The organism is Porphyromonadaceae bacterium W3.11 (genome assembly GCA_030434245.1).
Lineage (GTDB): Bacteria > Bacteroidota > Bacteroidia > Bacteroidales > Porphyromonadaceae > Porphyromonas_A.
Map to the genome: position 1 here is coordinate 346,948 of JAUISX010000002.1, position 26,905 is coordinate 373,852.

The following is a 26,905-nucleotide window of genomic DNA, read 5'->3' on the forward strand; positions in this document are numbered from 1 at the left end:
AATCAGATCTTTTTGAAGTGAATTTTGAAGGGTTGAGTGGAAATATGTGTCTCTTTGTTCAGGTTTTGGGAAAGAGTTTTAGCCACTTTCGACAGACTTGCATTGGTATCATTCTTTTTGTTTTGGAGAATTGTAAAAGATAGCACTCTTATGACTTACACACTTTTTTAGTTACAATAATTACAAATATTGGTGTCCGATAAACATACTTAACACTTTGATAATCAAAATAGTTTTATGTGCCCCCCCTCTTCTAATTGTGGGTGTAATAGGCTATAATTCAATTCGTAATATGAACTATTTAGATTTTTATCGAACACCAATAAATTACAAAGAACGACACAGAACCCACTTTTTGGGTGAGTTTCTCAAATACCCCGACCTCGTCACAACATCTATAGTGTAGTGACGAGGTCAAGGCATTTCTCATCTATCTTAATTAGATCAGCTCAGCAGTCCACATAATGAAGGGTTCCTCTATCGAGTTATATATTTATTCCAATCTGCTTCTCTGCGATTCGTAAATGGACGCACCATTATTGGTGAACTTCTATGCACATCAGCCTGATAACGTTCATTTGTCCTATTGGTCCCAAACCGGAGGAGGATCACTGGATAGTGAGCTTGTGCTAGATATGTGGTGCTCACAGCCCAAAAGCCTTCTCCAGTACCTGATACTCCATTGCCTGTATATATACTAAAGAGACTGGTTTCGTCACCTGAATATGTATTATATACTTTAATGGAGCCAGCCTTTGCCCAAACTACAAAGTTAGGCTTGAAGCGGACCATATTGCTTTCATTTTCAAATACTCTGGTAAAACTATAACCTGGGGTAGGTACTGCGAAACCATACGGACATGGGTCAAAGACAGTCTTAATAGTAGTACGCATAATATCCCTACGTTGGCCTGCGGTAGATTCATTACCCACCGCAGGACCACCGCCCCAGAGTCCATAATACCCAAAGGATGAAGAGCCTCCTAGTCCAATGTTTGTATCTAAAGTATTACCGCCTTCTGTAAGCCATTGGTGCCCCCCAACCGAAGCCGCCATTACCATGGGGTTTTCGATAGATTCTCTCATCGAAATCGTAACTCCTTTACGCAAAGTAAATTTGACCTCTTTCCCGTCATGCCCTACAATCCGAGTAGGTGCGTTTACTGCATTAATCCATCTTGGGAATGGGTCTTTTCGACCAAATTGATAAGTTAGCCCTACACGCCTATAATTGAAGTCTTGATACCTTAAACCATTATCTGACAATGTCTTCCAGTCTATCGGTAACTCAAAGGCTCCCAAATCATATGGCCAAGAGACTACATCTAAACCCCAAACTGTTTCATAATCACTAATAATACTCCTATCGTAATAAGTTAATGAATTATTGTCTGGATTCGTTTTTGATCCATTATCTGCTGGAATCTGACTAGATCTATATAACATAATATGGAAACTCCAAAGAAGGGCCTTCTTTCCTTCCTCTGCTGGATCAAGAGAATAGCTTCTCTTATTATCCACTCGATCTTTAATAGAAGAACGAACTCCGAATACAAGATTTCCATAATTATTATCTTCATCTTTCCCAGGCAAAAGGAATGCGTATTGCTCTCCACCCGTTTTAATTGTTGTTAACAGTTTGAGAGGAGCAGTTCCATCCTTTTGAATTGGATTTCTCTCTTTAGTAGACCCCGCCTCTGTAACACTTTTGACATCGGTCCAAAGTACTTCCAATGAGATTTTATCATCCTCTTCCAATATGTTAAGTTTATTTCTCCTCTTATAGCTCTCCCAGGTCTCACTGGAATTAAGTTTTGCAGTTTGATCGCTACTATCTGAGTATTTACTGTCAGTGAAGTGTTCAGGGGAGTCAAAATTTAGATCGTAAAAGCTCGCGGCTTTATTAATACGAGATAGTGGTATGAGTACTCCGCTCTTTCCTAAGGTTATAGGATATGAGTTTGCCTCTGGTAAAAAAGTGGCACTCACAAAGTCAGAGATAATCATTGTTACTTCGTCTTTATTGTTCCCCGTAAACATTGGGAACTTCCATGCGACCGAAGGAAGCGGAGTTCCAGCTACCCACTTCACATGGCCATAGATGATCTTTGGATTATTAATATCATTTGCTACCCTAAAATCCAATGGGGAGCCTAATCTAGACGTAGATAACTGCTCTTTGACTTTAATCCACTGTCCTATTACATAATTTATATTTTTCTCTGCCCCTTCTTCAAAGTAACTAACGACCATTGGCAACTTAGCGTTTCCTTTATCATCAGAATTAACGCTAGTTCTGGCAGCTTCGTCAATGATCTGATTGTCTAGCCATAGGGTATATGGGATATTGCTCTTGACATAAAAACGGTGCTTTTCCCCATCCATTAAGTAAATACCAGATTCGTTAGTGATGGGAGAGGTTAGTGCCTCATCTTCGTAGAAAACGATGTTGTATTCAGTTTGATTAATGGTAAGTTCTGCTTGTGCAGATTCCCCTCCCTGTGTAGCAGTAAATATGTACTTGTTTTGCTTCAGTTCAAAATGATCCTCTTCATTGTTCATAGGTGAAGCAGTCACCTCAAACTCAAAGACATTTGCACTGATCTCTTTCGCTTGGGCAAGTGGTGGTAGCTCTTGTCCAGAAGCAGTTCCACTTGAAAATAAAAAATGATCACCTGTGTTATTTGCAACATCCGAGATAACAGAGCCAGAATTTACTCGTACATAGAATTTCTTCTTCCCTACCGTGTATGGGTTGTTGGGAGTGGCTTCTCCTCTCTCATCAAGCTCAATAAACTGTAATGGTTTTATACACTCTTTATCTGAAAATATCTCTATCTTAACATCCAGCGTATTAAGTTGCTTAAAAGAAAGGTTCCAGCGCATACGACCTGCTTGAATATAAGTTCCTTCATGGTCGTCACTATTAAGCCATTCTCTTACTTGGTTTGTATCCTCAATTACTTCAAACGTGACTAATTTCTCACTCGTTTCTGATGTATCAGAGCCAGTTGATTCAATGGATTTCACTTTAACCCAATCAGGTAGATTTTTCACCTCAAAACCATCAGGCCAAGATGTCTGAACAGTGGTTGAGACTGTACCTCCTTTCGCCTTATAAAAAGTGAATTCATCGGTCTTCACACCCAACATATATTGGCCGTCATACACGACATTGCTCATCTGTGATTCATCCCACACGAGGACATTATACATAATGTTGGCTGATGGACCCTTCTTTGCATCCTCAAGCTTTTCAAATCCAAGTCCTCCAATATTCTTAATATCGACCTTGTAGCGATGATTTCTCAAGAGTGGCAGATAGGTGTACTTTGCTGTAGCCTCATCCCCCTCCTTTTTAAGAAAATCTATACGGAAGTAGGTCACACCTTTTGCATTGCTTCCCACCTCAGTATAGTTCAATTTGACCACGAGATACGGACGATTCATATAGTTAGCTTGATCACCAGGTAAAGTCTGAGCACCATTGCTTGCTGATGGCTCAGGGTTATCAGACTCTGGCACGTAAATGACTCTCTTCAGTAAGTTGTTATGTGCCGTATAAGTAATATCCTGCTTTCCAGGATCAGATGGTAACGATACCTCTTTCGCTTTAGCCTTACCATCCTCCAATGCATATTTACCAGAGGTAGGTGCCACTAGTCCTTTTGTAGCTGCATTAAAGAAATAAACTTCATCAATACCCCATTTGACTGTCATTTCTTTCTTACTTTGTGGATCAATAATGGTTGATTGTAAGGTTTGCGAGGTTTCGTCAAAATCAGCATCAGTACCAGTATTACCCTTAGCGGTCATATTAAGTCCAACATCAACACGTGCCACAGCTCGTAGCAGGTTTATCTTACCTATATTAGGTTGAGCTCCTTGATCTTGAGAGATGGTCAGCTGATTTAGTTCTCCCCACATTGGAAGGCCTCCCTCTGCAAAGTCTGTATCCTTGGTAATCCCAAATTTAAAACTTTTGAGGACATCTGATTTCTTCCCACTAACAATTCTTACTTTTTCCTCTTTTGTTAGATTTGAAAGTAGTACAAGAGTAAGCCCTTGCCCCTCCTTAGCAAGTAATGTGATTTTTCCCTTATATGGAGCACTGATGTTAGGTTCTATTTTAATTACTGGAGCATCATAAAGATAATTTTCATTATTGTCAAAAACCAGTATTCGTGTGCCATTAAGTCGAAGTTCACTTTCTTTATTTACATCAATTGCGGTTAGAGCTGTCCGCAACATTGGTGTCTTAAGCGAGTGCGACTCATAGTCCAATGTTATTGAGATTCCATCGGTAATGGTCATTTCTTCGTCATCATCTTCAGACTTTTGTTCTAAGGTAGGCTCTGAGTGACGGTCAAAGAATGAATCACGGCAGCCGGCTGTAAGCAATATCATCAGGACTGCTAATGCTGCTACTGTGAATTTAAAGTTATTAAATTTCATAGAATACATATGTATTATGTTTATTATATTATCAAAAGGTTAAGTCTGTCTAAGAATAAATCAGGAAATACCACGACCTATAACTTATTACCATGGAATATCTACATCTTGGTTCGTCCAATCTATCACATCGTAATCGAGGACGGATAAGTCTCGTCCTTTGAGCTTGGCGTGGACGCGGTATATGGTATTGCGACGTGTCACGAATTGGGCATCACCAGTCACATCCGGATTAGTTAGCGGGATGAGATAGTAAGTATCTTCACTATCTCCAGGAAAACGAACACCTAGCTTAACTGAAAGGCATTCCTCCTGATTTGTTGCCCATGTAGCTGGAGCTACATAAGTATATATTTTCTGAGAATCATAATCTGAAACGTATGGTAACAGTCTATTATAAAACTTTTGCAAGTAACCACTGGCTTGATAATGTATCCCAATTGTATAGTCGGTGTCTCGAGCTGGGTCAAGAGGTTTTTTGGGGAGTGGTGTAGATAGGATAGGCGTTGAACTATCGATCCCTGTCACAGTATAGTCTTTCTTTGAAGGCATTACAGTGTAGCTGTTTTGCTCATTTAACAACGTTAGACCAGTTACTTTTGTCTCTTCTAGAATAGGAGAGAAAAAAATACCCGGTTTATCTTTGTCTACTGTGTCGAGGATAAACTCTACACAAGCATGAACGCGTTCTAGCTTAATGTCTGGGATTAGTGTCAATCTGTCGGTTCCGCTCCCCGCCCTATGGTAAGGAACATATAGTTCATGCTGTCCGACCATAGGAAGATACTTCCTATTATAACCTTTTAGATTATCTGAGGTGAGAATCATATTCTTTTCCACTAACTGCTCAGGATGTTCAATCATTTTATCATCCTTCATTTTTCGTAAGGCGGATTCACTATTAACCAACAATATGAAATTATAGTATCCTGATAGAAGTTCCAATTCCATTGTGAAGGAAGTTGGGCTTCCTGAAGCAATATTCAATGGCCGAATATCTAAATTGGGAATCCCAGTAAGAGGGCTAGTCCCAGTATGATAGAAAAAAACCTTATGTGGTTTATCTTCTCCTATTTTATAAACGAAAAGAAAAACATGATTAATTGTCCGCTCAAAATCTAAAGAACCCACTTCCTCAGGTGTCCATACAGAATTACCATCAGATTCAACGTTGCCATTAGTACGTGTGGGGGCCCCTCCAGCTCGGACGTTTGCATTATCAATACTGGCTATGATAGAGACGGGCTGCTCCTTCGTACAAGTAACCTTATCTTCGTCGTATATCTGAGAGCAACCTGCAACCATTAATATAATGACTAGTGAGGAGAGGTGTTGTATTTTTGATAATAATTTCATTGTATATTTTTTTTGTCTTCTTTCAATCGTGGTCAGAATCTATTCTTCATTTATAATGCCACATCTCTGAAGACAAGATTCCATTGATTAATGGTCGCTTTAACAGCCATGTATGTATCCTCTGATTCTTCTGTAGGAGTGATATCTAGCACCACCACAAAGTTGTGCTCACATTCCAGATTGATGGGAGAAGTGCCAAACTTACCTTGATACGCAATTAAGTCATCTACTAAGTCGGCACTGTAGATCACTTTGTCTGTGGTTAGGTCGGTGACCATAAGCTTGATATCCTTATTATGCTCCAGCTTAAGAAGACGGAAGTCCGCTTTGAGGTCACCCTCTATCTGCTCAGAATTTGGGGATATATATGTAAAGCGAGTATCCTGGATGGATTCGCCCATGAGGTCGTACTTAGAATTAGCTGCTAAGATCTTTACCGAGTACTGGTGTGCTGGGTTTAGCCCGCGAACAGTTAGTCTGACGATATTGGTTAGCTGCTGCATGCGGAAGTCCACAGTGTCGTAGTGGGTTCCTAGGTTCCTATAGTCCTTTTGTGTAAGATTCCCATTGATGGGTGTACCAACGTATAAATGTGGCATATCGGCGTTGGCTTGGTCGGCTTGACGCTTAAGTGAGATCATCATCTCGCTCTTAGTGGTCTTGCCTGCCTCGAAATCTGAGAAGTCATACTTACTAAGGTCTTCGCCTCCCCATGCTATAAATGAGCTAGTGCCTACATGGAGATAGTCCGTGATGAGCTGGTAGTCCTTATCTAGCACCACATCTTTTGTGTCCATATTTGTTATGAGCACATCCGATTCATTGAATGCAAAGATGCGAGTCTCCTTGATCGCCAAGGGATAGGATGGAGCACTCTGACAAGGGGTCTGAGTGTGAAACTTGAAGATCACACCTTGAGGGCACTCAGATAAATCATCAAATATCTTTTTATCACACGACACTGTTCCCAATGCTATCATTAAGAGCATCAGCAGGGATAATTTATTGGAAAACTTCATTTCTTTAGCACGCTATTCAATTATAACCTTATGTATATATACTTATAAGGTGTTATTCGTTTGATTTGTGGGTATAGGAGCACATTCAAGCTCCTATACCCTTGGGGAGGATTACACTCCCTTCTCTTTTTCTATCATTTCATAATTAGTCATAACGCCCTTTTGAAATTGATTACTTAAGATTTACGTCACGTGTAACCAAGTTCCAAGGAATAACCTCTGCCTCTACACGCATATAAGTTTCAGACTCCTCAATGTCTGGGTTTTCAGGGTTTTCACCCTCATCTTCACCATCTGGCTTTGGTAGGTTTGGATCATTAGGGTCAGATGGGTCCCATGGCATACCAAGACCTTGGAATTCAGTAATTTTTAGCAAGTAAATATTGTTACGACGAACATCTGCATTATCAACTAACTTACCTGTAACATCCATTTGACGATTCCAAAGAGCACGGTAAGCACATTTACCATTTTTATAGGTATAGTACTTTGTGTTATTCTTCTTAGCTGCAGCTTTTGTGTCATAAAGAAAACCATCATCAGCACCCTTGTAGAAAGTCATACCTACTGTGATTTCTTCTGTCCTTTCAATAAGCTTTGTTTCATCCTCATTTAGTGTGTATAAAACTTTAGGAGTAAAGGTAGCATACACCTTTGCATAAGCCATACGATAGAAACCAAAGTCCTTATTCTCTGGATTAAAGACATCTTTCTTAACAGAGTTCTCTAGGAAATAGATACCACGTGCAAGTTTAGCAGCATCTTCATCATCAGCAACCTTAATTGCAGCGTAACCACCTAGATTGTCATTACTATTCTCATCTATGTTTCCTAAGCGAATCAACTTATCCATAACATTTGCTGCTTCTTTAGCGCCTTGGAATTCAGCATAATCATCGATAGCAGATTTAAAGTCTTCATATTGGCCGTTAGCACCCATCGTACGTTTACCAGCATTGTTAGCAAAAAGATAAGTAGGAACAGCACCATTTACAGCAGCATAGGTAAGGTCATCAAGTTTAATAGATCCCTTGCCATCTTTTGTATCAGATTTTAAATCATCGCCCTTTGCTACCTTACCTTGAACAACGACACGCTCTAAGTCAAACTTAAAGACGTTCTCACCTTCAGTCGATCCATTCTTCACAATATTTATATCCTTTTTATCTGCAATAGTCTTTTGAGCTCTTACAGAAGTCATTACAAATGCATCATCTGTAGAAAGATTTTTAATATCGTCCTTGGCTGAAGCAGCAGTTCCCATAGTATAGGAGTCAGCTAAAGCAATTGCTGGCAATGTTACGCTTCCTTTGTTGATGATCAAAGCCATAATTTGATTTCCTGCGGTAGTTTTCCAAGGTGCAACCTTGTAAATCTTAGAACCTGTTATAGTTGGCCAGAACTCGCCATCAGTCCCTTCTGAATCTACATAAGACCATGACTTATCACCACCAGTGGACAACAAGTATAAGGTTTCAAGCTTACCTTCAGCGTCTCTACCAGCTTCATCGGTTTGAGAAATAGCTCTTGGTGCGATACTCTTCTCACCAGAGATGTACATCCCTGCATAAGTTGTCCCCTCAGTAGAGTTGTCAGCCTGAGGAGCCTTGTCGTTGTTACAAGCTGCGAAGCCTAATGCGACGGAACTTGCAAGAATCAAATTAAAAATTCTTTTCATTTTGTTTACTTTTAAAAGTGAATAAAAAATTATTGTTGTTATTATTATCGTTATTATCTTTATTATCCCAATCGTTTGGGAATCAGTGTCCCTTAATCATTCATTGAGATTGATTCATCCCCCTTCTTTTGGTCGAGCAACTTATGTAGCTCTTTTATATTGTGTGTCGCGTGACTGTTCCCTGCATTGTTGGCTTTGCCAAAGTACTCTTCCGCTGTTTTGTAGTCTCCAGAAAGGGCATAGGCTACCGCAAGGTTATTCCATGTGTCAGGGTTATTGCCAATCTTTTGTAGTCGGTCGATGGCAGCTTGGTAGTTGCCACCCTCGATGTCTGCTGCACTGGCATTGATGATGGCTACTGGCTCATTAGGATAAAGCCTAGTAGCGATATCAAAGACCTCCTTGAATTCCTTGCTCTCAGCAGGATAGCTCTGTGCGACCAAGTACATTTCGTTTAAGCTAAGAAGCTTAGGATTTGTCTTGAGAATCTGCTTTGCCTCCGCCACATCAAAGCCTCTAACTACGTAGGATAGGGCATATTCTGTACGACGCATGCGAGGATATATCTCCTTAAGCAAGGTCTGGTACGTCGCTCCATTAGATAGCTGCTTCAGCTTCGCATCTCGGTCATCGGGATTAGGTGTAGAGTCGATAATTTGTAGAATCTTATCTTTGTCAGCAAGATCAGACGCCGCGACTTCCTCCCTTGTCATCTTCCAGTCTTCACCATAGCCAGATACAATCATCTTTATTCGACTTACCCCATGTTGATTAACCAAGAAGTCAGAAATAGCTTTGGCTCTGCGTTCAGAAAGTGATTTATTATAGGCTACGGATGCTTCAGGAGACGCATAGCCAATGATTTCAAGGTCTGTCACGGTAAGGTCTTCATTATTGAGGACGTTAGCAACTTTTTCGCCAATCTCGCTAAGCACTTGCTGGTTATTTCGATAGGTTGGATCCAGTTGATCCTTATCTACGTGGAATTCTACTGTTGCGACATACTTATCAGCACGTCTCTTCACTGGTTCCACAGCAGGTACTATATAAACGAGCTTGTAATCGGGCTTATATGGTGGCACCAAAATCTGGTTGGTTATGAGTCTTGAACTTCTACCCTTGTCACACTCTGCACAGCCGATGACCCACTCTTCAAAAAAGAGGGTCGCTTCATCCATCCATGAGCTGTAAGGGATCTGAGTCGTGTATTGTACACTCTGAGACTTACCATTATGACGAGTAGTAATGCTTACAGGTTCTGGAAGCATATACTCTCTTTCGTTGTTTAGGATGGACTCTCTCTCAATAACCTTTGCACGAGTGGAACCCGCTATAAATATAGGTGGCAGCTGCTGCTCATTAGTCCCACTATTCGATTGAACCTTTGGTACTAAGATGATGAGGTCTTGATGTCCTAGACGTACGTTGTCCAGCCTTACTTTAGAAAGAATTGTTACTTGTTGTCCTTTCCTCACACCTTGAGTTTGCTCAAAGTCGATCTTCTCCAGATAACTTTTCTGTGCAGAAGCACTTACAGTTATGCTCAGCATACCTACGAGTGCGAGAATGCTGGTGATGTATCTTATATTTCTAATCATGATATCGTTACTTAATGAAATAAACAAGTGATAGGGTAGTCCTAGTGATGCCGAAGTAATCGTAATTTCCCTCATTCTTAAAGGCACCACACTCGGCACAGTCAAATTGGCGATAGTGGATTCTAGCCCAGCCACCACCTAGGCTTAGCTCTAGGTTCCATCGTGGGCTTAGTACCCACTGATAGCCATAGCTAAGTCCAGCACCATAGAAGTATCCTTCGTAGCGATTATCTTTGAAAGTCTTTAGACGACCCACTGGGATGTTCCAATTGCCAATATTGAACTCTCCGCCGTGTCCATGTAGACCGATAAAGTGTCCGTTGAATACATCACAAAACCAGTATCTCACCTCTGGCTGAACGAGCCAATGCTTCGCTTTCTTATTGTCGCTAAACTTCCACATGTTCATTCCCCCATTAAGGTCTAGTGTGAATTTGTCTCCCATAGCGAACTCTATCCCAAGATTGGGCGAGCCAAATACACCCCAATAGGCTAAGTTGGTCTTGGCTGCTACTTTTTGTGCCTCTGCGTTCTGCACACTGATGAATGACAGCATTCCCAACAATAGGCTAAAAATGTAAATTTTCTTTTTCATATATTTTATACTTCAACTGGATTAGTCTAAGCTTACAGAAATACCCCTCCCTCTTCTATGTATGGTCTTCAAAAGAATTGAAAACCGATGCGTTCAAAAGCTGTCCGTGAATATTTCTACTCCAAAAGTACACAATTTAGACGATGAAGCTAGTAAAAAAATATAAAACTATATAAAATGTCTTTGATGTTTTTCTTTTTCGGCATTTTTTTTGCGTCTTGGGATACTTCAAAGTGTTTTCTAACTTCTCACTAATAAAGGGCTTTCGTTTAGGTGAAGGGTACTTTTTTTAAGATGCATGACGGTTAGAATTATTTAGTTGGAAATAAAAAAGATTTCATAATATGTGGTTTTTTGTTTGTGAATTTATTCTTAGTGTTAATAGAGGTTATTTATAAAGAACATTGTATTGTGACATAATAATCATTCCGACCAAGATGCCTGTGAGAATGAAATAAGATTCTTATAGGAAACATAAATTTAGTCTATGAGAAGAGGCATCGTTTCCTATACGAGGAATTTCTACTGTCGTTTAGAATTGTCTTCTTCTGAAAGTAGGCTTACTTTGGTCGTTAGGTTCAATTTAATAAAGCATTGTGATTTTTTCAGAACAGCATATACCTATATATAATGTGTTATATTAAATGAGTGAATGTTATTAATAACGGAATCATTTGGAGAATCATTATGAATGGTCCTCTATATAGCCTTCCCGTTCAGGTTATTGTTGATTAATGCCTGATTATGTGCGATAAAATAAATAATGTGTACTTTTGCAGCATATTAAAACGATTATGATACAATAATGATATGGCAAATCATCTACTAATAGTGGAGTCGCCCGCTAAATCGAAGACGATAAGTAAGTTTTTGGGGAAAGAATATAAGGTGCTGTCTAGCTATGGACACATTAGAGATCTGAAGACGAAGGGCATGGGGGTCGATATAGATAATAATTTCGAGCCTCAATATGAGATATCCGAGGATAAAGAGAAAGTTGTCAATGAGTTAAGGGCTGCTGCGAAGAAGGCTGATAAGGTCTGGCTCGCATCCGATGAGGACCGCGAGGGAGAGGCTATCGCATGGCACTTGGCTGATGTGCTAGGATTGGATAAAACCGCTAATAACAGGATTGTTTTTCACGAGATAACCCCTACCGCGGTGCAGAAAGCACTTGATAATCCGAGGAGTATTGACCTGAAGATGGTAGATGCCCAGCAAGCTCGAAGGGTTCTTGATAGAATTGTAGGCTTCGAGCTCAGTCCTGTCCTTTGGCGTAAAGTACGGCCACAGCTCTCTGCCGGTAGAGTTCAGTCTGTGGCGGTTAGGATTATAGTGGAGCGAGAGCGAGAGATCCAAAACCACGTGTCTAGTAGTAACTTTAGAGTGAGGGGGGAGTTTGTCTCCTCGTCTGGAGAGACTTTTTCCGCAGAACTTCATTCACGTCCATCTTCAGAAACAGAGGTCAGAAAGATATTGGATGGGCTAGTTGGGACGTCATATCATGTTGATCATATAGAGGTGAAGCCTGGTAAGAGACGCCCTGCTGCACCTTTTACCACCTCCACCTTACAGCAAGAAGCCTCTAGAAAGATGGGTATCCCGGTGGGGCAGACCATGCGTCTCGCACAGAGCCTTTATGAGGCGGGGTACATTACCTATATGCGCACCGACTCGATGAACTTATCGAAAACGGCTGTCGCTTCTGCCTGCTCTTTGATTGAAAAGGAGTACGGCAAGGAGTATGTACAGGCAAGGACCTATCATACTAAAAGTAAGGGTGCACAGGAGGCTCACGAAGCAATTCGTCCAACGAATCTCGAGTTAGAGCAAGCTGGGACTAATAGGCAAGAGCGTGCTCTCTATGACATGATTCGTAAACGTACTTTAGCATGTCAGATGGCTGATGCAGAGTTGGAGAATACCACTGTAGAGGTGCTTAGTGATAATAAGACTAAGTTCGAGGCTAAGGGAGAAGTAGTAAAGTTTGATGGGTTCCTGAAGGTTTACTTAGAAGGGAATGATGATGAGGAAGAACGCGAAGAAAGTGGCTTGCTTCCTGCCATGAAAGAGGGCGAAGCTATTACGGCTAATGAAATCATTGCTCGTGAACGATTTGCACAACGTCCAGCTCGTTATACAGAAGCCTCTTTGGTTAAGAGACTGGAAGAGCTAGGTATTGGCCGTCCTTCAACTTATGCTCCGACCATCCAGACCATCCAAAAGCGTGGGTACGTTGACAAACGTTCCGTAGATGGAGAAGAACGCCAATATCAGGAGTTGAAGCTTAAGAATGATAAGGTAACAGCTCGTCATAAAAAGGAGGTATATGGTGCCGATAAGAATAAGCTTTTCCCTACCGATACTGGGATTGTTGTGACTGACTTTCTAGTGGATCAATTTCCTAAAGTCTTGGATTACAATTTCACTGCTGAAGTAGAGAAAGAGTTTGACGACATAGCAGAGGGCAAAAAAGAGTGGACCGATAGTATCACGACCTTTTATTCATTCTTTCATGAGAATGTGGAACAGGTCCTTGCGGAGAAGAGCGAGATGAAGGTAGGTGTACGACTATTAGGCGAAGAACCTAAGAGTGGTGAACCTGTGTATGCCAAGATTGGTCGCTTTGGCCCGATGATTCAGATCGGTGATGCTGATGATGAAGGCGGTAAGAAGCCAAGGTTTGCATCCATACCTACGACCCTATCTATTGAAACCATTACTCTCGAGGAGGCTCTTAAACTCTTTATTCTTCCACGAGATTTAGGAACCTATCAGGGTGATGAGGTGCAGGCAAATATTGGTCGTTTTGGTCCATATGTCCGTTTTGGTAGTCTCTTCGCGAGTATTCCTAAGGAGCTTTCCCCTTACGAAATAACGTTAGAGGAAGCTGCTCCACTTATCGATGCTAAGAAAGAGCAGGAGCGAAAAAAGCATATCAATAGCTTTGGCTCAAAGGAAGACCTCGTAGAAGTACTCAATGGACGATGGGGGCCATATATTAAGTACAAGAAGCAGAACTATAAGATTCCTAAAGGAACAGATGCAGAGAAGCTTTCGGAAGCAGAAGTGCGTAAGATTATTGCAGATATAGACGCAGAGGGAGGACCAAAGAAACGTAAGCGGACTGCTAAAAAGAAGTAACAGATATGGAAAGAGATAGGTATATCTTATTGATAGATGGCTCCACTGAAGTTTGCTCGGTGGCGTTAGCTTCCGAGCGGTTAGGCATTGTGTCTAGTGCGTTCGAATCGGCTAAAAGTAAGCAGTCCGAGCGACTTGCACCTATGGCACACGAGGTTCTGGCTAGTCTTCCTGAAGAGGGGCAGCTAGTGGCTGTGGTGGTAGCAGAAGGGCCAGGCAGTTATACAGGACTGAGGATCGTAGCAGGTTATGCTAAGGGTTTATGTATGGCTCTAGGACTTCCCCTATACACGATGACCACTACCGAACTGCTGGCTCATACTTTTTTGAGTCAGTGTGATGACGTTGATAGGAGAACTCTCTTGATGCCGATGATTGATGCACGACGAATGGAGGTGTATGCTGGGCTATATGACGCTGAGGCGATGTCGCTGACTGATGTGAAAGCTTTGATCTTGACTGACCCAGAGGTACAGCAATCTATCAAAGAGGCTATCGGTGATGAGGGGGAGGCTTACTTCTTTGGCTCCGGAGCGGAGAAAGCTGTGGAGCTCTTTCACGACTTGCTCCCTAAGGCGAAGTTTCAGCCAGGTATTGTTCCAGATGCTTCAGCGATGATGAAGAGAGCTTGGGTGTTAGTCGAAGGCGGTAGCAGTCAAGATGTTACTTACTGGGAGCCTTTCTATCTCAAGGAGTACCAGGCAAAAGTAGGTGTGCCTAATAAAGTGTTAAAACGACTTCGAAAAGAGTGATTTCGTGGCGTCCTGTATTTTATTTATCTTTTGATATTACCTTCAATTTCATTAGATTTGTAGAGAAGGGTATATTAATTCTTAGAGAAAAATGAGGTATGGGTTTTAGAAAATGCTTAAAGAATACGTTTTATATTGGGAGTGCTATCGCTGTAGGAGCTTATTGGTATAAGACTAAGCAACGTCGTCGGAGTGAGGTGTTAGGTAATTACTCACCGTTAATCGATAAAATCAATGTGACAGTAGATGGAGTCTTGTCCGAGCAGTACGCTTTTTCATGGGATGACGAGGAGCGATGTGTCTATGCTCGTGTTCTGAAGTTCGGTAGTCTTGGACAGCTGATAGATCAGAAGTTCTTAGAGTTTGAGCACTATGATGATAAGATACTCGTAGCTGAAAGTAACGACGACTCTGGCGATCTTAAGGCGTTCTCTATTTATACTCGTAATGAGTTTGGCATGATTACTTCCGTCATTCATCGCCTATTGGGTGGAAAGGAACGTCGAGATGACCTCTTTATGAATGGATCAGAATTATCTATGATATGTACTGGCGAAGATCAGACCTTCTTTAAGTGGGAGGAAGGCAACATCGTTAGTATTTCTAGAGGTGAGAATGAAAGACTTAAGATGACCTACTACAAGAATATCGAAAATCATCTTTTCCCAGATATAAACTTGCTTATTAAGGGCTTAAGCTGCGAGATGCCTTTGACCTACCTGATGGGTACTAGGAGTCGTAATTATGTCCGTACGATTGTTAAAAATGGCCCTCAGTTCCATGAACAAACCTTCCTATCATATCTTTTAGATCATTATGATAGGCCAATCCAGATATTGATGGAAACGACTACGGTGAGTGAGGAGAAGGCCACAAATAGTAGTAAAGAATTTGACATTACTTATAAAAAGATATGAATATAGCGATAGAGGAACGTCCGATTCCAGTAGATAAGTTGCTGGATGATATGAAATATCCATTGAAAGAGATTCGTGATGGAATTTCTAATTTAATAGAGAACTTAAACTTTGGTATTGAAGAGGGTACCTTTCTGTACACTCTTATCCTATTTGTTGTAGTGCTACTCTCGGTAGCCATTTTAGATTTTATATTTAGGTTTATTTTTGTTCGTTTATTACCAAAGTTATTACGTAAGATACCTGCACTTGAAAATTCAGGTAAAGCGGCGAAGAATATTTCTTCAAAGATTGTTAGGGTGATTGCCATCTCTCTATTGATCTCATTATTACCAATCGTATGGCCTCGACCAAACTCATTTTGGAGAGTGATTATAACGGTTGTATGTAACGTGTGGATCGTCATTGTGGTCACACAGCTTATTGCCAATATCTTCAGTGGGCTTCGCAGTAGTATGTTGAGTAGCGTGAAGTATCGCCACAGCCCATTTGTGAATTTATTCCAAGTCTTTAAGGGGATCACCTACTTCATTGCGACACTAGTTATTATCTCAATTATTTTCTCATTGAACATGACTACGATTGCTACGAGCTTGACAGCTCTCTCTGCAGTCTTGATGTTGGTGTTCAAGGATAGTATATTGGGCTTTGTCGCTAGTATCCAGCTCTCTAATAATGATATGGTGAGAGTAGGAGATTGGATTACGGTACCCAGTCAGGGTGTAGATGGAGATGTGATAGATATTTCTCTTGCAACTGTGAAGGTGAGGAGCTTTGATATGACAGTTTATACCGTTCCTCCATATACTTTGGTTTCTACTTCTGTTCAGAACTGGCGACCAATGCAAGAAGCTGGTGGTAGGCGTGTGAAGCGAGCCTTGTATATCGATATGAAGTCTATAAGGTACGCTGATAACGAGCTATTAGAGCGCGTTAAGAATGCACCAGAGTTAAGAGACTATATAGTGAAGGCTGTGGATGAGATCAATAAGGATAACGTAGAGAAGGGTCGTGCCGATTCCTTCTCAAGGAGAGGCCTTACCAATATTGGTATTTTCCGTAGGTACATTGTCGAGTATCTTAAAAATCATCCAGAAGTTAATGATCGTAATTTCACTTGTATGGTTCGTCAATTACAGCCAACAGGTACAGGTTTGCCACTCGAGCTTTATTTCTTTACCAACACTACCGTGTGGGTAGATTATGAAAGAATCCAGAGTGATATATTCGATCACCTAATGGCGGTGATAGGAGTCTTTGATCTGAAGATCTTCCAGGATATCAATGGCAATAGCATTTTGCCTATTCCAGTGCTGCCAGAAGAAAGTCCTCGTGAACTTAATGAAAGTCAGGAAGAGGGCGATGAGCAATAACTTATGGTATATTAAGTGAGTAGTGTGAAGCTGTCTTGATGAGCTTTCTGACTGCCAGATGGTGGTTTGAAAAGGAAAAAGAGCTTATTTGCTGGCACTTCATACTATTCTAACGAAATAAGATTGTGGAGCGTGTATCACTAGCTGATGCACGCTCTTTTTTTCTAACCCTTTATGTGACCGTTTTAGAGTCTTGGCGTTGATTGTTGTATGAAGCCTCATTCTCATCGCTAAGTGATTATATCTGCTGACTGCTTGTAATATGGATATAATAAAATGGCTCTAGGGCTGAATATGTAGGGGGCGTAATGACGTGTGTGATAAGGCTCGAATGCTGAGTTCGGATCGAAATCAATTGCCTTTGTGGAAGATCCCCTTTTGGGACTAGATAATAAGCCCTCGGATACGTAGATAACTGTGAGGGAGACCGTGTAAGGTGTTAACTTTTAAAATGATGTGATGTTATTGTTAGAAATAGGTATCTTTACACTCATAATTGCTATACTGCAGATGTATGTGCAGCATTGAGAGTTTAAAAGATAAAGAGGTCATACGTGGCTTGATGTCAGGAGATGCTTTCTTCCTGATGGCAGGCACTTGTGTAGTGGAGAGCCGCGAACTTACCCTTAAGGTCGCGGAAGAACTTGTTCGTATCTGCGATAAACTGGGTATTCCTCTGGTGTATAAGGGTAGTTATCGTAAGGCTAATAGAAGTCGATTGGACTCCTTCATGGGGATAGGGGATCACGAAGCATTAGAGATTTTGGGCGAGGTACGTCAGCAATTTGGAGTACCCATCGTTACCGACATTCATGAGCCCTCAGAAGCTACAATGGCGGCTGAATATGCAGATATCCTACAGATACCAGCATTCTTGTGTCGTCAGACCGATCTCTTAGTAGCAGCGGCTAGGACAGGTAAGGTTGTTAATATTAAGAAAGGACAGTTCCTATCCCCTGAGGCGATGCGTTTTGCTGCGGAGAAGATAGTTCATACAGGTAATGAACAGGTGATACTCACAGAGAGAGGGACTACATTTGGGTATGGTGATTTAATTGTGGATTTTCGCTCTATTCCCAAGATGAAGAGTTTGGGCTTTCCCGTAGTGATGGATGTGACCCACAGTTTACAGCAGCCCAATAGACAGGTCGGTGTGACTGGCGGGATGCCTGAGATGATTGATACTATAGCTAACGCAGCGGTGGCGGTGGGTGCCGATGGTCTGTTCGTTGAGACGCACCCAGAGCCAGAGAAAGCCCTCTCAGATGGGGCTAATATGCTTCCATTAAGCAGGATGGAAGGCTTATTAACAAAAGCACTTAGAATAAAACAAGCTCTAAAAGAATAATCAAAAATCAAAAATTATAGATATTATTATGAAGCCAACATTATTTGTACTTGCAGCGGGTATGGGGTCTCGTTATGGAGGCCTAAAACAATTAGATGGAGTAGGACCAAGTGGGGAGACGATTATGGATTACTCTGTTTATGACGCGGTAAAGGCAGGTTTTGGAAAGGTCGTCTTTGTGATTCGAAAGGATTTTGAAGAAGATTTTCGTACTAAGGTAGCGAGTAAGTATGAGAAGATGGTACCTGTGGAGATTGTATTTCAGGCTGTTGATGACTTGCCCGAAGGATTTACATGTCCCGAAGGTAGAACTAAGCCATGGGGTACCAATCATGCGGTTCTGATGGGGCGTCATGTGATCAAAGAGCCTTTTGCTGTGATTAATGCGGATGATTTCTATGGGAGAGAAAGCTTCGAAGTCCTAGCTCGTGAATTAGAGTCTATGGAGGGCAGTCATGATCAATATTGTATGGTTGGATACCGCGTTGGGAACACCCTAAGTGAAAGTGGGACGGTTTCTCGTGGTGTGTGTGCTACTGACAATGATAGTTATCTGACTGGGGTCACCGAGCGTACAGATATTGCTCGTGTAGGAGACCAGATTGTTTTCACTAATGAAAATGGTGAGAAAGAGAGCCTTGAGGAGAACACCCCTGTCTCAATGAATATGTGGGGCTTTACACCTGATTATTTTGACCATTCAGTGAAAGCCTTTATCACATTTTTGGAGAAGAACCTTCATACAGAGAAGGGCGAATATTATATTCCTACCGTGGTCAATGATTTGATACAAAGAGGCGTGTCACGCTGTAAGGTCTTAGATACTCCATCAAAGTGGTTTGGTGTGACTTATGCCGACGACCGTGATGATGTGGTGGCTAAGCTTCAGAAGTTGGTAGATGATGGGGTTTATCCTAAGAATCTCCTAGCATAACGATTGACGTACTAGTGTTATCTCAAGATATTGACATCATCACCCTTGTAGGGCCTACCGCTAGTGGAAAGACTCCCATAGCGGCTTATCTAACAAAGATGTTAGGCGGCGTGCTGTTTGGAGCAGACTCACGGCAGGTCTATCGTGGGATGGATATTGGTACTGGTAAGGATCTCGAAGACTTCGTCGTTGATGGGCAAGAGATACCATACCGTATGATAGATATATGTGAGGCTGGTGAAAAGTACAATCTTCATCGTTATCTAGAGGATTTTCATGAAGCCTATACTGCTCTACCAAAAGATCAGCCTAAGATATTATGTGGTGGTACGGGGCTTTATGTAGAGGCTGCTCTTAAAGGCTATCAGATGCCTGATGTGCCTCAGAATACACGTCTGAGAGATGAGTTAAATCTACTCTCCTTAGCTGAGTTACAGGAGCGATTGGGATGCTATGAAAATCGCGATGAAGACACTGACAGGAGTAATCCGAGGCGACTCATCCGTGCGATAGAGGTGGCTGATTACTTTGAGCATCACGGAGAGCAGTATGAAGAGAGAGCTCCACTTAAGGGACCTATCTTCTGTATTGATATCGATAGAGAGGTGCGTAGAGCGAGGATAACCTCTAGGCTAAAGCGGAGATTAGAGGAGGGGATGATTGAGGAGGTCGAAAGATTATTAGAGCATTTGGAGCCCGAGCAATTGATTTACTACGGGTTGGAGTATAGGTATGTGACAGAGTATGTCATAGGTAAGCTTTCCAGAAGTGAGATGGAGCAACGCTTAGAGATTGCGATTCATCAGTTTGCGAAGCGACAGATGACTTGGTGGAGAGGAATGGAGCGGAGGGGATTTGACTTGAAATACATCAAACCGCTAGAAACGCCAAAGGCTACAGCGGAGATGATTATAGATATGATTAAGTGAGAGTGACAGATATATTATTATCAAACATTCAATTGAGTTTTATATAACAACATGGAAGTACGCGTAAGTCGTATTATTAGTGAGTACTTTGAATGTACACGCAAAGAGGCGGAGGAGCATTTACGTGAAGGTCGCGTAAAAGTTAATGGGCAGGTAGCAACAATTGGAGACAAAGCTACCATCGAGGATAAAGTGACCTTAGATGAGGTGCTTATTCCCCTCAAAGGGATATTCCGTAAGGTGACCAAGGAGAATGCTGGCAAAAAGGTTAATGAACAATTTGGCAAGCACTCTAAGGAAGACCTTAACTATATGGATAATCCGAAGAGCAAGGAGAAACGTAAGGGAAAAAAGGATTATCGTAAGAAGAGACCAAGTAAGTTTGATGACCTGGATTTCTAAAATAATAGCAGGGAGATTTTTTTAATGTTTCAGATAGACTTTATTAGACACACCTCGTTACAGGTAACACCTAACCTTTGTTACGGTCAGTTTGATGTCCCAGTGAGTGACTCTTTTACTGAGGAAGCAGATGCCGTATATGAGGCATTACATCGCCATCATTATGATGCTATTTTTACTAGCCCACTCAGTAGGGCTGAGAAACTCTGTATCCATTGCGGCTATGATGAAGTAGCGGTGAGGGATGCTAGGGTGATGGAGCGTAATTTTGGCGATTGGGAACTTAAGTCATGGACAGAGATAGACGAGCTGATTGCGGGCCAGTCTAATAATTCACTGTATCTGGATCATCTAGGTCAGATTATACCACCTAGAGGGGAGACGGTTGAGGATTTCTTTAAGAGACTGAAGGAGTTCCTCCAGTGTGTTCAGTTGGAGAGGTACCGTAGAGTTGCGGTCTTTTGTCATGGCGGTGTTATTAATAGCATGCGCTACTTTCAAGGCTTTATAGAGATAGGGGAGCTCTTCGTGAGTGTTCCAGCTTATGGCTCTATAACCTCTTTGAAGTTTCCGTATATTGATGAAAAGCATTGGAGGATAGAGAATAATAATCAAAGATGAGATGATGAAAAAAGTATTCTGCCTTTTATGGTGTGTGATATTGTTTAGTTCCTGTGGTAAAGCGAAGGAGGAGACTTCGTCCGTAAGTCTTTCCGTGAGTTTAGCCCCACAGAAGCACTTCCTTCAGATGATTGTAGGTGATTTTGCTGAAGTGCATGTCCTAGTACCCTCTGGGACCAACCCCGAGGTTTATGATCCCTCTCCAGCTGAGATTGCTAAGCTAGAGGATTCTAGAGCTTATTTTGCCATCGGTACCCTTCCATTTGAAACCGAGTGGGTCAAGGCCCTTCCAGAGGATGTTGAAGTTATCGACCAGGCGAAGTTATTACCTCAGGATTTGATTTTCTCACACGATGGAAAGCATGCCCACGTGCATATACATGGCGACCCACACTACTGGACCTCTGTTACTGGGGCTAGAGCTATGGCAGAGGTGATGCTGAAGGAGCTTATCCGACTCTTTCCAGATGAGGAGGAGCTCTTTAGGGAAAACTATAAGCATCTAGAGGGAGAGATTAATGATATCGAAAAGTTGGCTAAGGCAACCTTTGAAGATAAGGATGAAGTGGCCTTCGTGATTTATCATCCTTCATTGTCTCTTTTTGCCGATGAGTGGAACCTTCATCAATTGGTCATTGAGGAGAATGGGTTAGAACCCACAGCACGACACTTAGTCAGACTGATGGATGAGGCAAAACGTTTGGATACAAAGGTGGTCCTGATACAGGAGGAGTTTGACACTAAGAATGCTGAGAGTATCGGAACAGCTTTAGAGCTACCATTAAGGACTATTCATCCCCTTGCTGAGAATTGGAAAGAGGAGATGAAGCAATTGATTTGTTCCTTTGAGTGAATACCCCTCATCCCATACTTATAGCTAAGGATCTTCGGGTAGGATATAGCCAGGAGCCTGACATCATCAAGGACTTCTCTTTGGAGATTTATCCTGATGATGTAGTTGGTATTATAGGTCCAAATGGAGGCGGTAAGACTACCCTGGTCAAGGCATTGCTGGGGCTATTAGTGCCGAGGTCTGGTACTGTCCAGTATTATACCCGAGAAGGCGATCCTCTAGAGCATCTAGATATTGGTTATGTGCCTCAGCAGGCAAAGCTAGACCATCAGTTCCCTATATCTGTATTAGATGTCGTGGTTAGTGGTACGCTGAATAAGAGACATCTCAAACCCAATAAAAAGGATCGCCTAGAAGCCGTCAATACACTAGAGCGTCTGGGAATTGCTCATTTGTATGATCGACCTATAGGTGCACTTTCGGGAGGAGAAAGACAGCGGGTGATCCTAGCACGTGCTCTCGTCTCGCATCCTCAGCTCCTGATTATGGACGAACCGACGACCTATGTGGACGAAGCCTTTTCGGAGCAGCTTTACTGTTTGATACCAGAGCTTCAGAAAGAGTCTGCCCTGGTGATTGTTTCTCATAATAGAGAGAGGATCTCGACCCTAACAACGAAGATCATTCAGCTATAATCTTATCTCCTCCAATGAGGATGGATACTTTTTTAGCCACATCCTCCATGTTCATCTGCTCTAGACAAGCCCAATCCCCCCTGTGACATGGCTTATTCCCGAATATGGAGCAGGGGCGACAATCTAACTCTATACCATAGCATTGACCTTCGTCAATCCCAAATGGGAGGAACCCTCCTGCAGGATGAGTTGCACCCCATATCGATATTACAGGTGTACCCACCATGGCGGCTATATGTTGATTAGCACTATCCATGCTGACCATGCAGTGTAGTCGTGCTATCTCTTCGATTTCTTCTTTTAGACTCCTACCCTCTGTCAGTCTTACCACAGAACTGCCACATCTCTGAATAATCTCTCTGTTTTGCTCCGTCTCACTCCCTGGAGCACCATAGAGGATGATCTGCCCTTTAGGAAAAGTCTTGAGCAGGGCATCTATTAACTCTATGGTCTGCTCTTTGCTAATCCTTTTGCCTCTATGCTGAGCATGTGGTGCTACCCCAATTGTGATACGGTCTAGTGTTTTCTGTCTTGGGATGATGGTTTGGATGGGGTCGCAAAAGGTAAGCCCCGCCTTCCTTATTAGATGCTCGTAGAGATCAGTCATCTTTGGTAGATAAAGCTGAGGCGGTACCACGGTGCCATTTGAGCGAGAGGTCAGCTTTTTTCTCGCCATCCTTGGCTTTCTGAGTCTGTAGGTCTTATGCCCATAAAGCTTCATCACAGAGCGTATGCTCTTAGTCCGTATTACGTCGTGGAGGTCAATCACGACCGCCTTACGATATGCAAAATGCAACTGACGAGCAAAGCTCATCAATTGCATTATATTTCTTACCTTGCCCTTATCCAGTCTCTCAATAACTACATTCTTAGGAGCTTCAAGAAATAGCCCCGACATAAATGGCTGGGTCACAAATACGAATAAGTCATGCGGGTGACCCTTGGCTATATTGTAGATGTATGGTAGGGTCATCGACACATCCCCCAATGCCGATAAACGTATGATGATATAGGTCTTTTTTTGAGCGTCCTCTTTCACCTCTCCTTACCGTAAAGGATAGGATTAAGGTTAGGGTCATTATACATCTTCATCTGTTTATAGACCTTCATGTACTTCCTACCCATAGCGATATCCTCTAATAGAGTATCGATAGCTTTAGCAAGATCCCTATTTTGTTCCTCAAGGACGGCCATTTTTGCCTTGACGCTACTGACTTGCTCATCACTAGTATCCTTACGATCTACCTCTACGTGCATATGGTAAATCTTAAGCTGTAGGATGCTCAGTCTATCGATAGCCCACGCTGGACTTTCGGTGTTGATGGTTGCATTAGGTTGCGGCGTTACTCCTGCGAAATGCTGTAAGAAGTAACTGTCGATAAGTTCTACCAGATCAGTTCGGTCCTGATTACTTCTGTCGATCTTTCTTTTCATCAGGAGTGCCTCCTCAGGATCTATATCAGGGTCACGCATGAAATCCTCCATGTGCCACTGAATAGTATCTATCCAGCACTTCTGATATAGGTAATACTCTATGGTCTTAAACTCGTAGTTATTATTAGGTTCCGCATCTATGTTATTCTCGATGTGGTAATCTTCGATAGCTTCATTGAAGATCTTAATGGCCTTCGCACAAAAGTCTTTTAATTCCACTTGCATATCCTTTCTTCTCTTGACGGTTTATCACAACTTTAGGATGTAAAGATAAAGATAATATTCTTGCTTATCTCCAGAAAAGGATCTTTGTATGCAATATAACAACTATTTAGCCTCATTTTAACGGCTATTCTGAGGCACTCCTCGATGATCAGAGACTCTTACGGAAATCTGCGACAGCCCCCCTCTAGCTATCATTGTGAGTTGTAGAGCTGTACTTAGTTGTAGGCCAGCATCCTTACATCAGTAGAAATTCGTACACGAGATAGTCGAAGATGTTCTCTTCAGAGCCAAATCGATCGATCAGCCTTGCCCAAGTCCTTTTGCTAAATTGGAATTCATTACCCAGACTATCCTCATAAATCCAATGATCAAAGATGTCCTTTCGGAGAGTAGCCTCCTCATCTCCTACGATATATACGAGATCTCCATTAAGGTTACGCCTCATGGAGTAGTTCTTTCCATTAAACACCTCATCATAGGTCTCATTCCCGAAAATATCTCTACCCATTTCCACCTTTCGCCCCCTATTGTCCTCTATAATCATGGTGTCGAAGATGTCTATGTCGTAGGTCGCTCTGTAGTCGCTTTCACCTCGGTGGAATTTAATCATTCTTCGGAAGAGGCTGATCTTAGACTCTTGGTTATCAAAGATGTTACCATACTTCTTCTTGATATACTTCTTTTTTAAGATGATCTCATTTCCCTTGTTATCCGAAAAAATAAGGTCGTCAAAGATGTTTTTCTCCAGTTTAGCCGTGTATTCACGGCCAATAGATTCGTAAATCAAGTTGCCGAAAATATCCACGTCAATGCTCTGTGCCAATCCCTCTACGCTCGTGCTACATAAGATGAGCAGTAGGGGGAGCCATGTGTATTTAATTATAACTTTTTTCATGATACCCGTTGTTTAAAGGTTTTGTATGATAAAGATACTCTTTTTTGTCAAAAGAATCACATCACTATGACCATGTAACCTTAGAAGAGTCTGCCCATAGATTCCGAGTGTAAGGGGCAGGTGATGGTCAGACGACGATAAGTACATCTTGACATCGGTTCTCTTGTTAAGCAGATGCCATTTTAGGAAATATCAATATGGCTAATGCTCTGTGAAACACTATGACAGCTCTTTCTCGTCTATGTTGTGAGGGGGCTTTTTTTGTGAAGCCTTGGAGGATTAGCTCTTAAGTTGACTAGCGGTGACGAAAAGATGGGAGATCTATTTAAAAACCCCCTTTTTAGGGCTGGAAATTCTTCCTATGAGAAACGCAAACGCTTCTCATAGGAAACATAAATCTTTTATATGAGAAACATTTCTGTTTCATATAACTAGAAATTAGGCTCCTTATGACTACCAAAAGTGGTCTTCGTGATTGCGTTTTGATATGTTGTGTGTTCTATTGAAAATCAGTATGTTGCTTGTTGTTGTACTTCTGATTCCCTCTGTTTTTATGCACGTTTAGTGAAATAGCTTACAAGTCGTAATGAGGTCTTCAGTTTTTGATTTCTGCTCGAGATGTTTTATCTTCTGAGGTGATTTGTGGAGCCCCATACTGTTAGATCGTTTTAATCAATCTGCAAGTGATCCTAGTCTGGGATTATTTGCCGAACGCTCTATGTGGCATCGGAGGGTAGTAAAAAGGCTTACCCTCATGAGGATAAGCCTTTTTCATTCCATTATATCCTATAAGAAAAATTACTTTTCGCTTTTCTTTTTATTTTCTTCCACCTTCGGGTTAGCTTCCGCCGCATTCTGCTTTGCTTTGGCAATTTGAGAAAAAAGTCCACCATCTACCATAATATCGGTACCGGTAATGAATTCAGCCGCATCGCTAATCAAGAACTTTGCCACTTCGGCAATGTCTTCAGGCACTCCATAACGACCTGCTGGAGTCATCCGACGCTGAGACTCCATCGCTTCAGGATGGTCAGCCCATGCCTGCTTAACCATAGGAGAGAAGACCACTCCCGGAGAAATGGTAACGATCCTCGCCCCCATATTACCAAAGCGCATCACGTTGTCCTCACAGAGCAGTAATACCCCACGCTTAGTGAAGTTGTACATTAGGTCAGAATTCTTATTAGTGAAGGGCTCTACGGTAGAGAACGCATCCTTACTGTTCGGGTGTCGTAAAGCCTCATCATAGGCAGGATTTGGCGGTACAGCGTGTCCCATCATCGAAGCTATCAGTACGATCACACTATCCTTCCTAGAGATGTCATGGAAGGTGTCAATCACTATATCTGTAGCCCTAAGGTTAATGTCGAAAAGACGCCTTAGATCCTTTGTGGCACCACTGACACCAGCAGTATGGATAACCGCTTTGAAGTTCCCCTGTCTCAGAGCCAAGTTTTTCAGCTCCTCCATAGCCTTGCTATCAGTGATGTCAGCTGCAAACCCCAGGGCATCTATTCCCTCGCCCTTCAGCTCCATCACTAGTTTATCGACCAACTCCTGAGAGTAGTCCGTTACTACCAACTTATAATCTCTCATAGCATAGGCACAACTCCGGCCAATACCGCCGGCAGCCCCTGTTATGACTACTACTTGATTTTGTCTTAAAGCCATAGTGTTATGAGTTTTTATTTTTAATAAATATCTAATGTATGAGACAATATATGGATAAATAAATGAATGGT

The 26,905-nt window shown here is 41.9% G+C and carries 21 protein-coding genes; 11 read left to right on the plus strand and 10 right to left on the minus strand.

Features of this window, described 5'->3' with window-relative positions; all coding sequences use genetic code 11:
- Positions 1-477: 477 nt before the first annotated feature.
- From QYZ87_04070 to QYZ87_04095, 6 genes are all read right to left on the minus strand, one after another.
- Positions 478-4,455: a FimB/Mfa2 family fimbrial subunit gene (locus QYZ87_04070; protein ID MDN4753708.1), complete on the minus strand. Its 3,978-nt coding sequence runs from the start codon at positions 4,453-4,455 to the stop codon at positions 478-480.
- 87 nt (positions 4,456-4,542) lie between these two features.
- Entirely contained in the window at positions 4,543-5,811 is a 1,269-nt protein-coding gene (locus QYZ87_04075) for a hypothetical protein (protein MDN4753709.1), read from the minus strand.
- Positions 5,812-5,861: 50 nt separating this feature from the next.
- Entirely contained in the window at positions 5,862-6,830 is a 969-nt protein-coding gene (locus QYZ87_04080) for a FimB/Mfa2 family fimbrial subunit (GenBank protein ID MDN4753710.1), read from the minus strand.
- 172 nt (positions 6,831-7,002) lie between these two features.
- Positions 7,003-8,508: an Mfa1 family fimbria major subunit gene (locus QYZ87_04085; GenBank protein MDN4753711.1), complete on the minus strand. Its 1,506-nt coding sequence runs from the start codon at positions 8,506-8,508 to the stop codon at positions 7,003-7,005.
- A gap of 92 nt (positions 8,509-8,600) precedes the next feature.
- Positions 8,601-10,106, minus strand: a complete 1,506-nt coding sequence (locus tag QYZ87_04090; GenBank protein MDN4753712.1) for a DUF3868 domain-containing protein — start codon at positions 10,104-10,106, stop codon at positions 8,601-8,603.
- A 7-nt stretch (positions 10,107-10,113) separates the two neighbouring features.
- On the minus strand, positions 10,114-10,701 hold the full coding sequence (locus QYZ87_04095) for a DUF3575 domain-containing protein (GenBank protein MDN4753713.1): 588 nt from the start codon (positions 10,699-10,701) through the stop codon (positions 10,114-10,116).
- 810 nt (positions 10,702-11,511) lie between these two features.
- Between QYZ87_04095 and topA the strand changes: the two genes are divergently transcribed.
- From topA to QYZ87_04150, 11 genes are all read left to right on the plus strand, one after another.
- On the plus strand, positions 11,512-13,845 hold the full coding sequence (gene topA / locus QYZ87_04100) for a type I DNA topoisomerase (GenBank protein MDN4753714.1): 2,334 nt from the start codon (positions 11,512-11,514) through the stop codon (positions 13,843-13,845).
- 5 nt (positions 13,846-13,850) lie between these two features.
- Positions 13,851-14,597, plus strand: coding sequence for a tRNA (adenosine(37)-N6)-threonylcarbamoyltransferase complex dimerization subunit type 1 TsaB (tsaB, locus tag QYZ87_04105; protein ID MDN4753715.1), 747 nt, complete (start codon positions 13,851-13,853; stop codon positions 14,595-14,597).
- A 98-nt stretch (positions 14,598-14,695) separates the two neighbouring features.
- A complete protein-coding gene (locus QYZ87_04110) occupies positions 14,696-15,514 on the plus strand; it encodes a hypothetical protein (GenBank protein ID MDN4753716.1) in 819 nt (272 codons plus the stop codon).
- Positions 15,511-16,887, plus strand: a complete 1,377-nt coding sequence (locus QYZ87_04115; protein ID MDN4753717.1) for a mechanosensitive ion channel — start codon at positions 15,511-15,513, stop codon at positions 16,885-16,887. Before QYZ87_04110 ends, QYZ87_04115 begins: the two co-directional genes overlap by 4 nt.
- A gap of 514 nt (positions 16,888-17,401) precedes the next feature.
- A complete protein-coding gene (kdsA, locus tag QYZ87_04120) occupies positions 17,402-18,235 on the plus strand; it encodes a 3-deoxy-8-phosphooctulonate synthase (GenBank protein MDN4753718.1) in 834 nt (277 codons plus the stop codon).
- Positions 18,236-18,263: 28 nt separating this feature from the next.
- Entirely contained in the window at positions 18,264-19,169 is a 906-nt protein-coding gene (locus QYZ87_04125; GenBank protein MDN4753719.1) for a nucleotidyltransferase, read from the plus strand.
- Between the two features lie 14 nt (positions 19,170-19,183).
- Positions 19,184-20,098 (plus strand): tRNA dimethylallyltransferase, encoded by a 915-nt coding sequence (locus QYZ87_04130; GenBank protein ID MDN4753720.1) that lies wholly within the window; start codon positions 19,184-19,186, stop codon positions 20,096-20,098.
- 51 nt (positions 20,099-20,149) lie between these two features.
- A complete protein-coding gene (locus tag QYZ87_04135) occupies positions 20,150-20,500 on the plus strand; it encodes a S4 domain-containing protein (GenBank protein ID MDN4753721.1) in 351 nt (116 codons plus the stop codon).
- 24 nt (positions 20,501-20,524) lie between these two features.
- Positions 20,525-21,121, plus strand: coding sequence for a histidine phosphatase family protein (locus QYZ87_04140; protein MDN4753722.1), 597 nt, complete (start codon positions 20,525-20,527; stop codon positions 21,119-21,121).
- A 1-nt stretch (position 21,122) separates the two neighbouring features.
- The gene (locus tag QYZ87_04145) at positions 21,123-21,974 is read left to right on the plus strand and encodes a zinc ABC transporter substrate-binding protein (protein ID MDN4753723.1); all 852 of its coding nucleotides are present in this window, start codon (positions 21,123-21,125) and stop codon (positions 21,972-21,974) included.
- A complete protein-coding gene (locus QYZ87_04150; GenBank protein MDN4753724.1) occupies positions 21,971-22,609 on the plus strand; it encodes an ATP-binding cassette domain-containing protein in 639 nt (212 codons plus the stop codon). The genes QYZ87_04145 and QYZ87_04150 overlap by 4 nt, the downstream gene beginning before the upstream one ends.
- Here the strand turns inward: QYZ87_04150 and QYZ87_04155 are convergent.
- The 4 genes from QYZ87_04155 to QYZ87_04170 all read right to left on the minus strand — a co-directional run bounded on the left by QYZ87_04155 (position 22,596) and on the right by QYZ87_04170 (position 26,834).
- Complete coding sequence (locus QYZ87_04155) at positions 22,596-23,648, minus strand: glycosyltransferase family 9 protein (protein ID MDN4753725.1); 1,053 nt, start codon at positions 23,646-23,648, stop codon at positions 22,596-22,598. The genes QYZ87_04150 and QYZ87_04155 overlap by 14 nt on opposite strands.
- The gene (locus QYZ87_04160) at positions 23,645-24,268 is read right to left on the minus strand and encodes a DUF4254 domain-containing protein (GenBank protein ID MDN4753726.1); all 624 of its coding nucleotides are present in this window, start codon (positions 24,266-24,268) and stop codon (positions 23,645-23,647) included. The genes QYZ87_04155 and QYZ87_04160 overlap by 4 nt, the downstream gene beginning before the upstream one ends.
- 235 nt (positions 24,269-24,503) lie before the next feature.
- Positions 24,504-25,163 carry a hypothetical protein gene (locus tag QYZ87_04165; GenBank protein MDN4753727.1) on the minus strand — a complete coding sequence of 220 codons (660 nt, stop codon included), beginning with the start codon at positions 25,161-25,163 and terminating at the stop codon, positions 24,504-24,506.
- 798 nt (positions 25,164-25,961) lie between these two features.
- Positions 25,962-26,834 carry an SDR family oxidoreductase gene (locus QYZ87_04170; protein MDN4753728.1) on the minus strand — a complete coding sequence of 291 codons (873 nt, stop codon included), beginning with the start codon at positions 26,832-26,834 and terminating at the stop codon, positions 25,962-25,964.
- Positions 26,835-26,905: the final 71 nt, after the last annotated feature.

Excerpts from the sequence above, each read along its gene's own strand:
- tsaB (MDN4753715.1), top strand. The coding sequence starts at position 13,851 with ATGGAAAGAGATAGGTATATCTTATTGATAGATGGCTCCACTGAAGTT.
- QYZ87_04080 (MDN4753710.1), bottom strand. The coding sequence starts at position 6,830 with ATGAAGTTTTCCAATAAATTATCCCTGCTGATGCTCTTAATGATAGCA.
- QYZ87_04110 (MDN4753716.1), top strand. The coding sequence starts at position 14,696 with ATGGGTTTTAGAAAATGCTTAAAGAATACGTTTTATATTGGGAGTGCT.
- QYZ87_04085 (MDN4753711.1), bottom strand. The coding sequence starts at position 8,508 with ATGAAAAGAATTTTTAATTTGATTCTTGCAAGTTCCGTCGCATTAGGC.
- QYZ87_04135 (MDN4753721.1), top strand. The coding sequence starts at position 20,150 with ATGGAAGTACGCGTAAGTCGTATTATTAGTGAGTACTTTGAATGTACA.
- QYZ87_04125 (MDN4753719.1), top strand. The coding sequence starts at position 18,264 with ATGAAGCCAACATTATTTGTACTTGCAGCGGGTATGGGGTCTCGTTAT.
- QYZ87_04090 (MDN4753712.1), bottom strand. The coding sequence starts at position 10,106 with ATGATTAGAAATATAAGATACATCACCAGCATTCTCGCACTCGTAGGT.
- QYZ87_04170 (MDN4753728.1), bottom strand. The coding sequence starts at position 26,834 with ATGGCTTTAAGACAAAATCAAGTAGTAGTCATAACAGGGGCTGCCGGC.
- QYZ87_04115 (MDN4753717.1), top strand. The coding sequence starts at position 15,511 with ATGAATATAGCGATAGAGGAACGTCCGATTCCAGTAGATAAGTTGCTG.
- QYZ87_04145 (MDN4753723.1), top strand. The coding sequence starts at position 21,123 with ATGATGAAAAAAGTATTCTGCCTTTTATGGTGTGTGATATTGTTTAGT.
- QYZ87_04095 (MDN4753713.1), bottom strand. The coding sequence starts at position 10,701 with ATGAAAAAGAAAATTTACATTTTTAGCCTATTGTTGGGAATGCTGTCA.
- topA (MDN4753714.1), top strand. The coding sequence starts at position 11,512 with ATGGCAAATCATCTACTAATAGTGGAGTCGCCCGCTAAATCGAAGACG.
- QYZ87_04075 (MDN4753709.1), bottom strand. The coding sequence starts at position 5,811 with ATGAAATTATTATCAAAAATACAACACCTCTCCTCACTAGTCATTATA.
- QYZ87_04160 (MDN4753726.1), bottom strand. The coding sequence starts at position 24,268 with ATGCAAGTGGAATTAAAAGACTTTTGTGCGAAGGCCATTAAGATCTTC.
- kdsA (MDN4753718.1), top strand. The coding sequence starts at position 17,402 with ATGTGCAGCATTGAGAGTTTAAAAGATAAAGAGGTCATACGTGGCTTG.
- QYZ87_04140 (MDN4753722.1), top strand. The coding sequence starts at position 20,525 with ATGTTTCAGATAGACTTTATTAGACACACCTCGTTACAGGTAACACCT.
- QYZ87_04165 (MDN4753727.1), bottom strand. The coding sequence starts at position 25,163 with ATGAAAAAAGTTATAATTAAATACACATGGCTCCCCCTACTGCTCATC.
- QYZ87_04070 (MDN4753708.1), bottom strand. The coding sequence starts at position 4,455 with ATGAAATTTAATAACTTTAAATTCACAGTAGCAGCATTAGCAGTCCTG.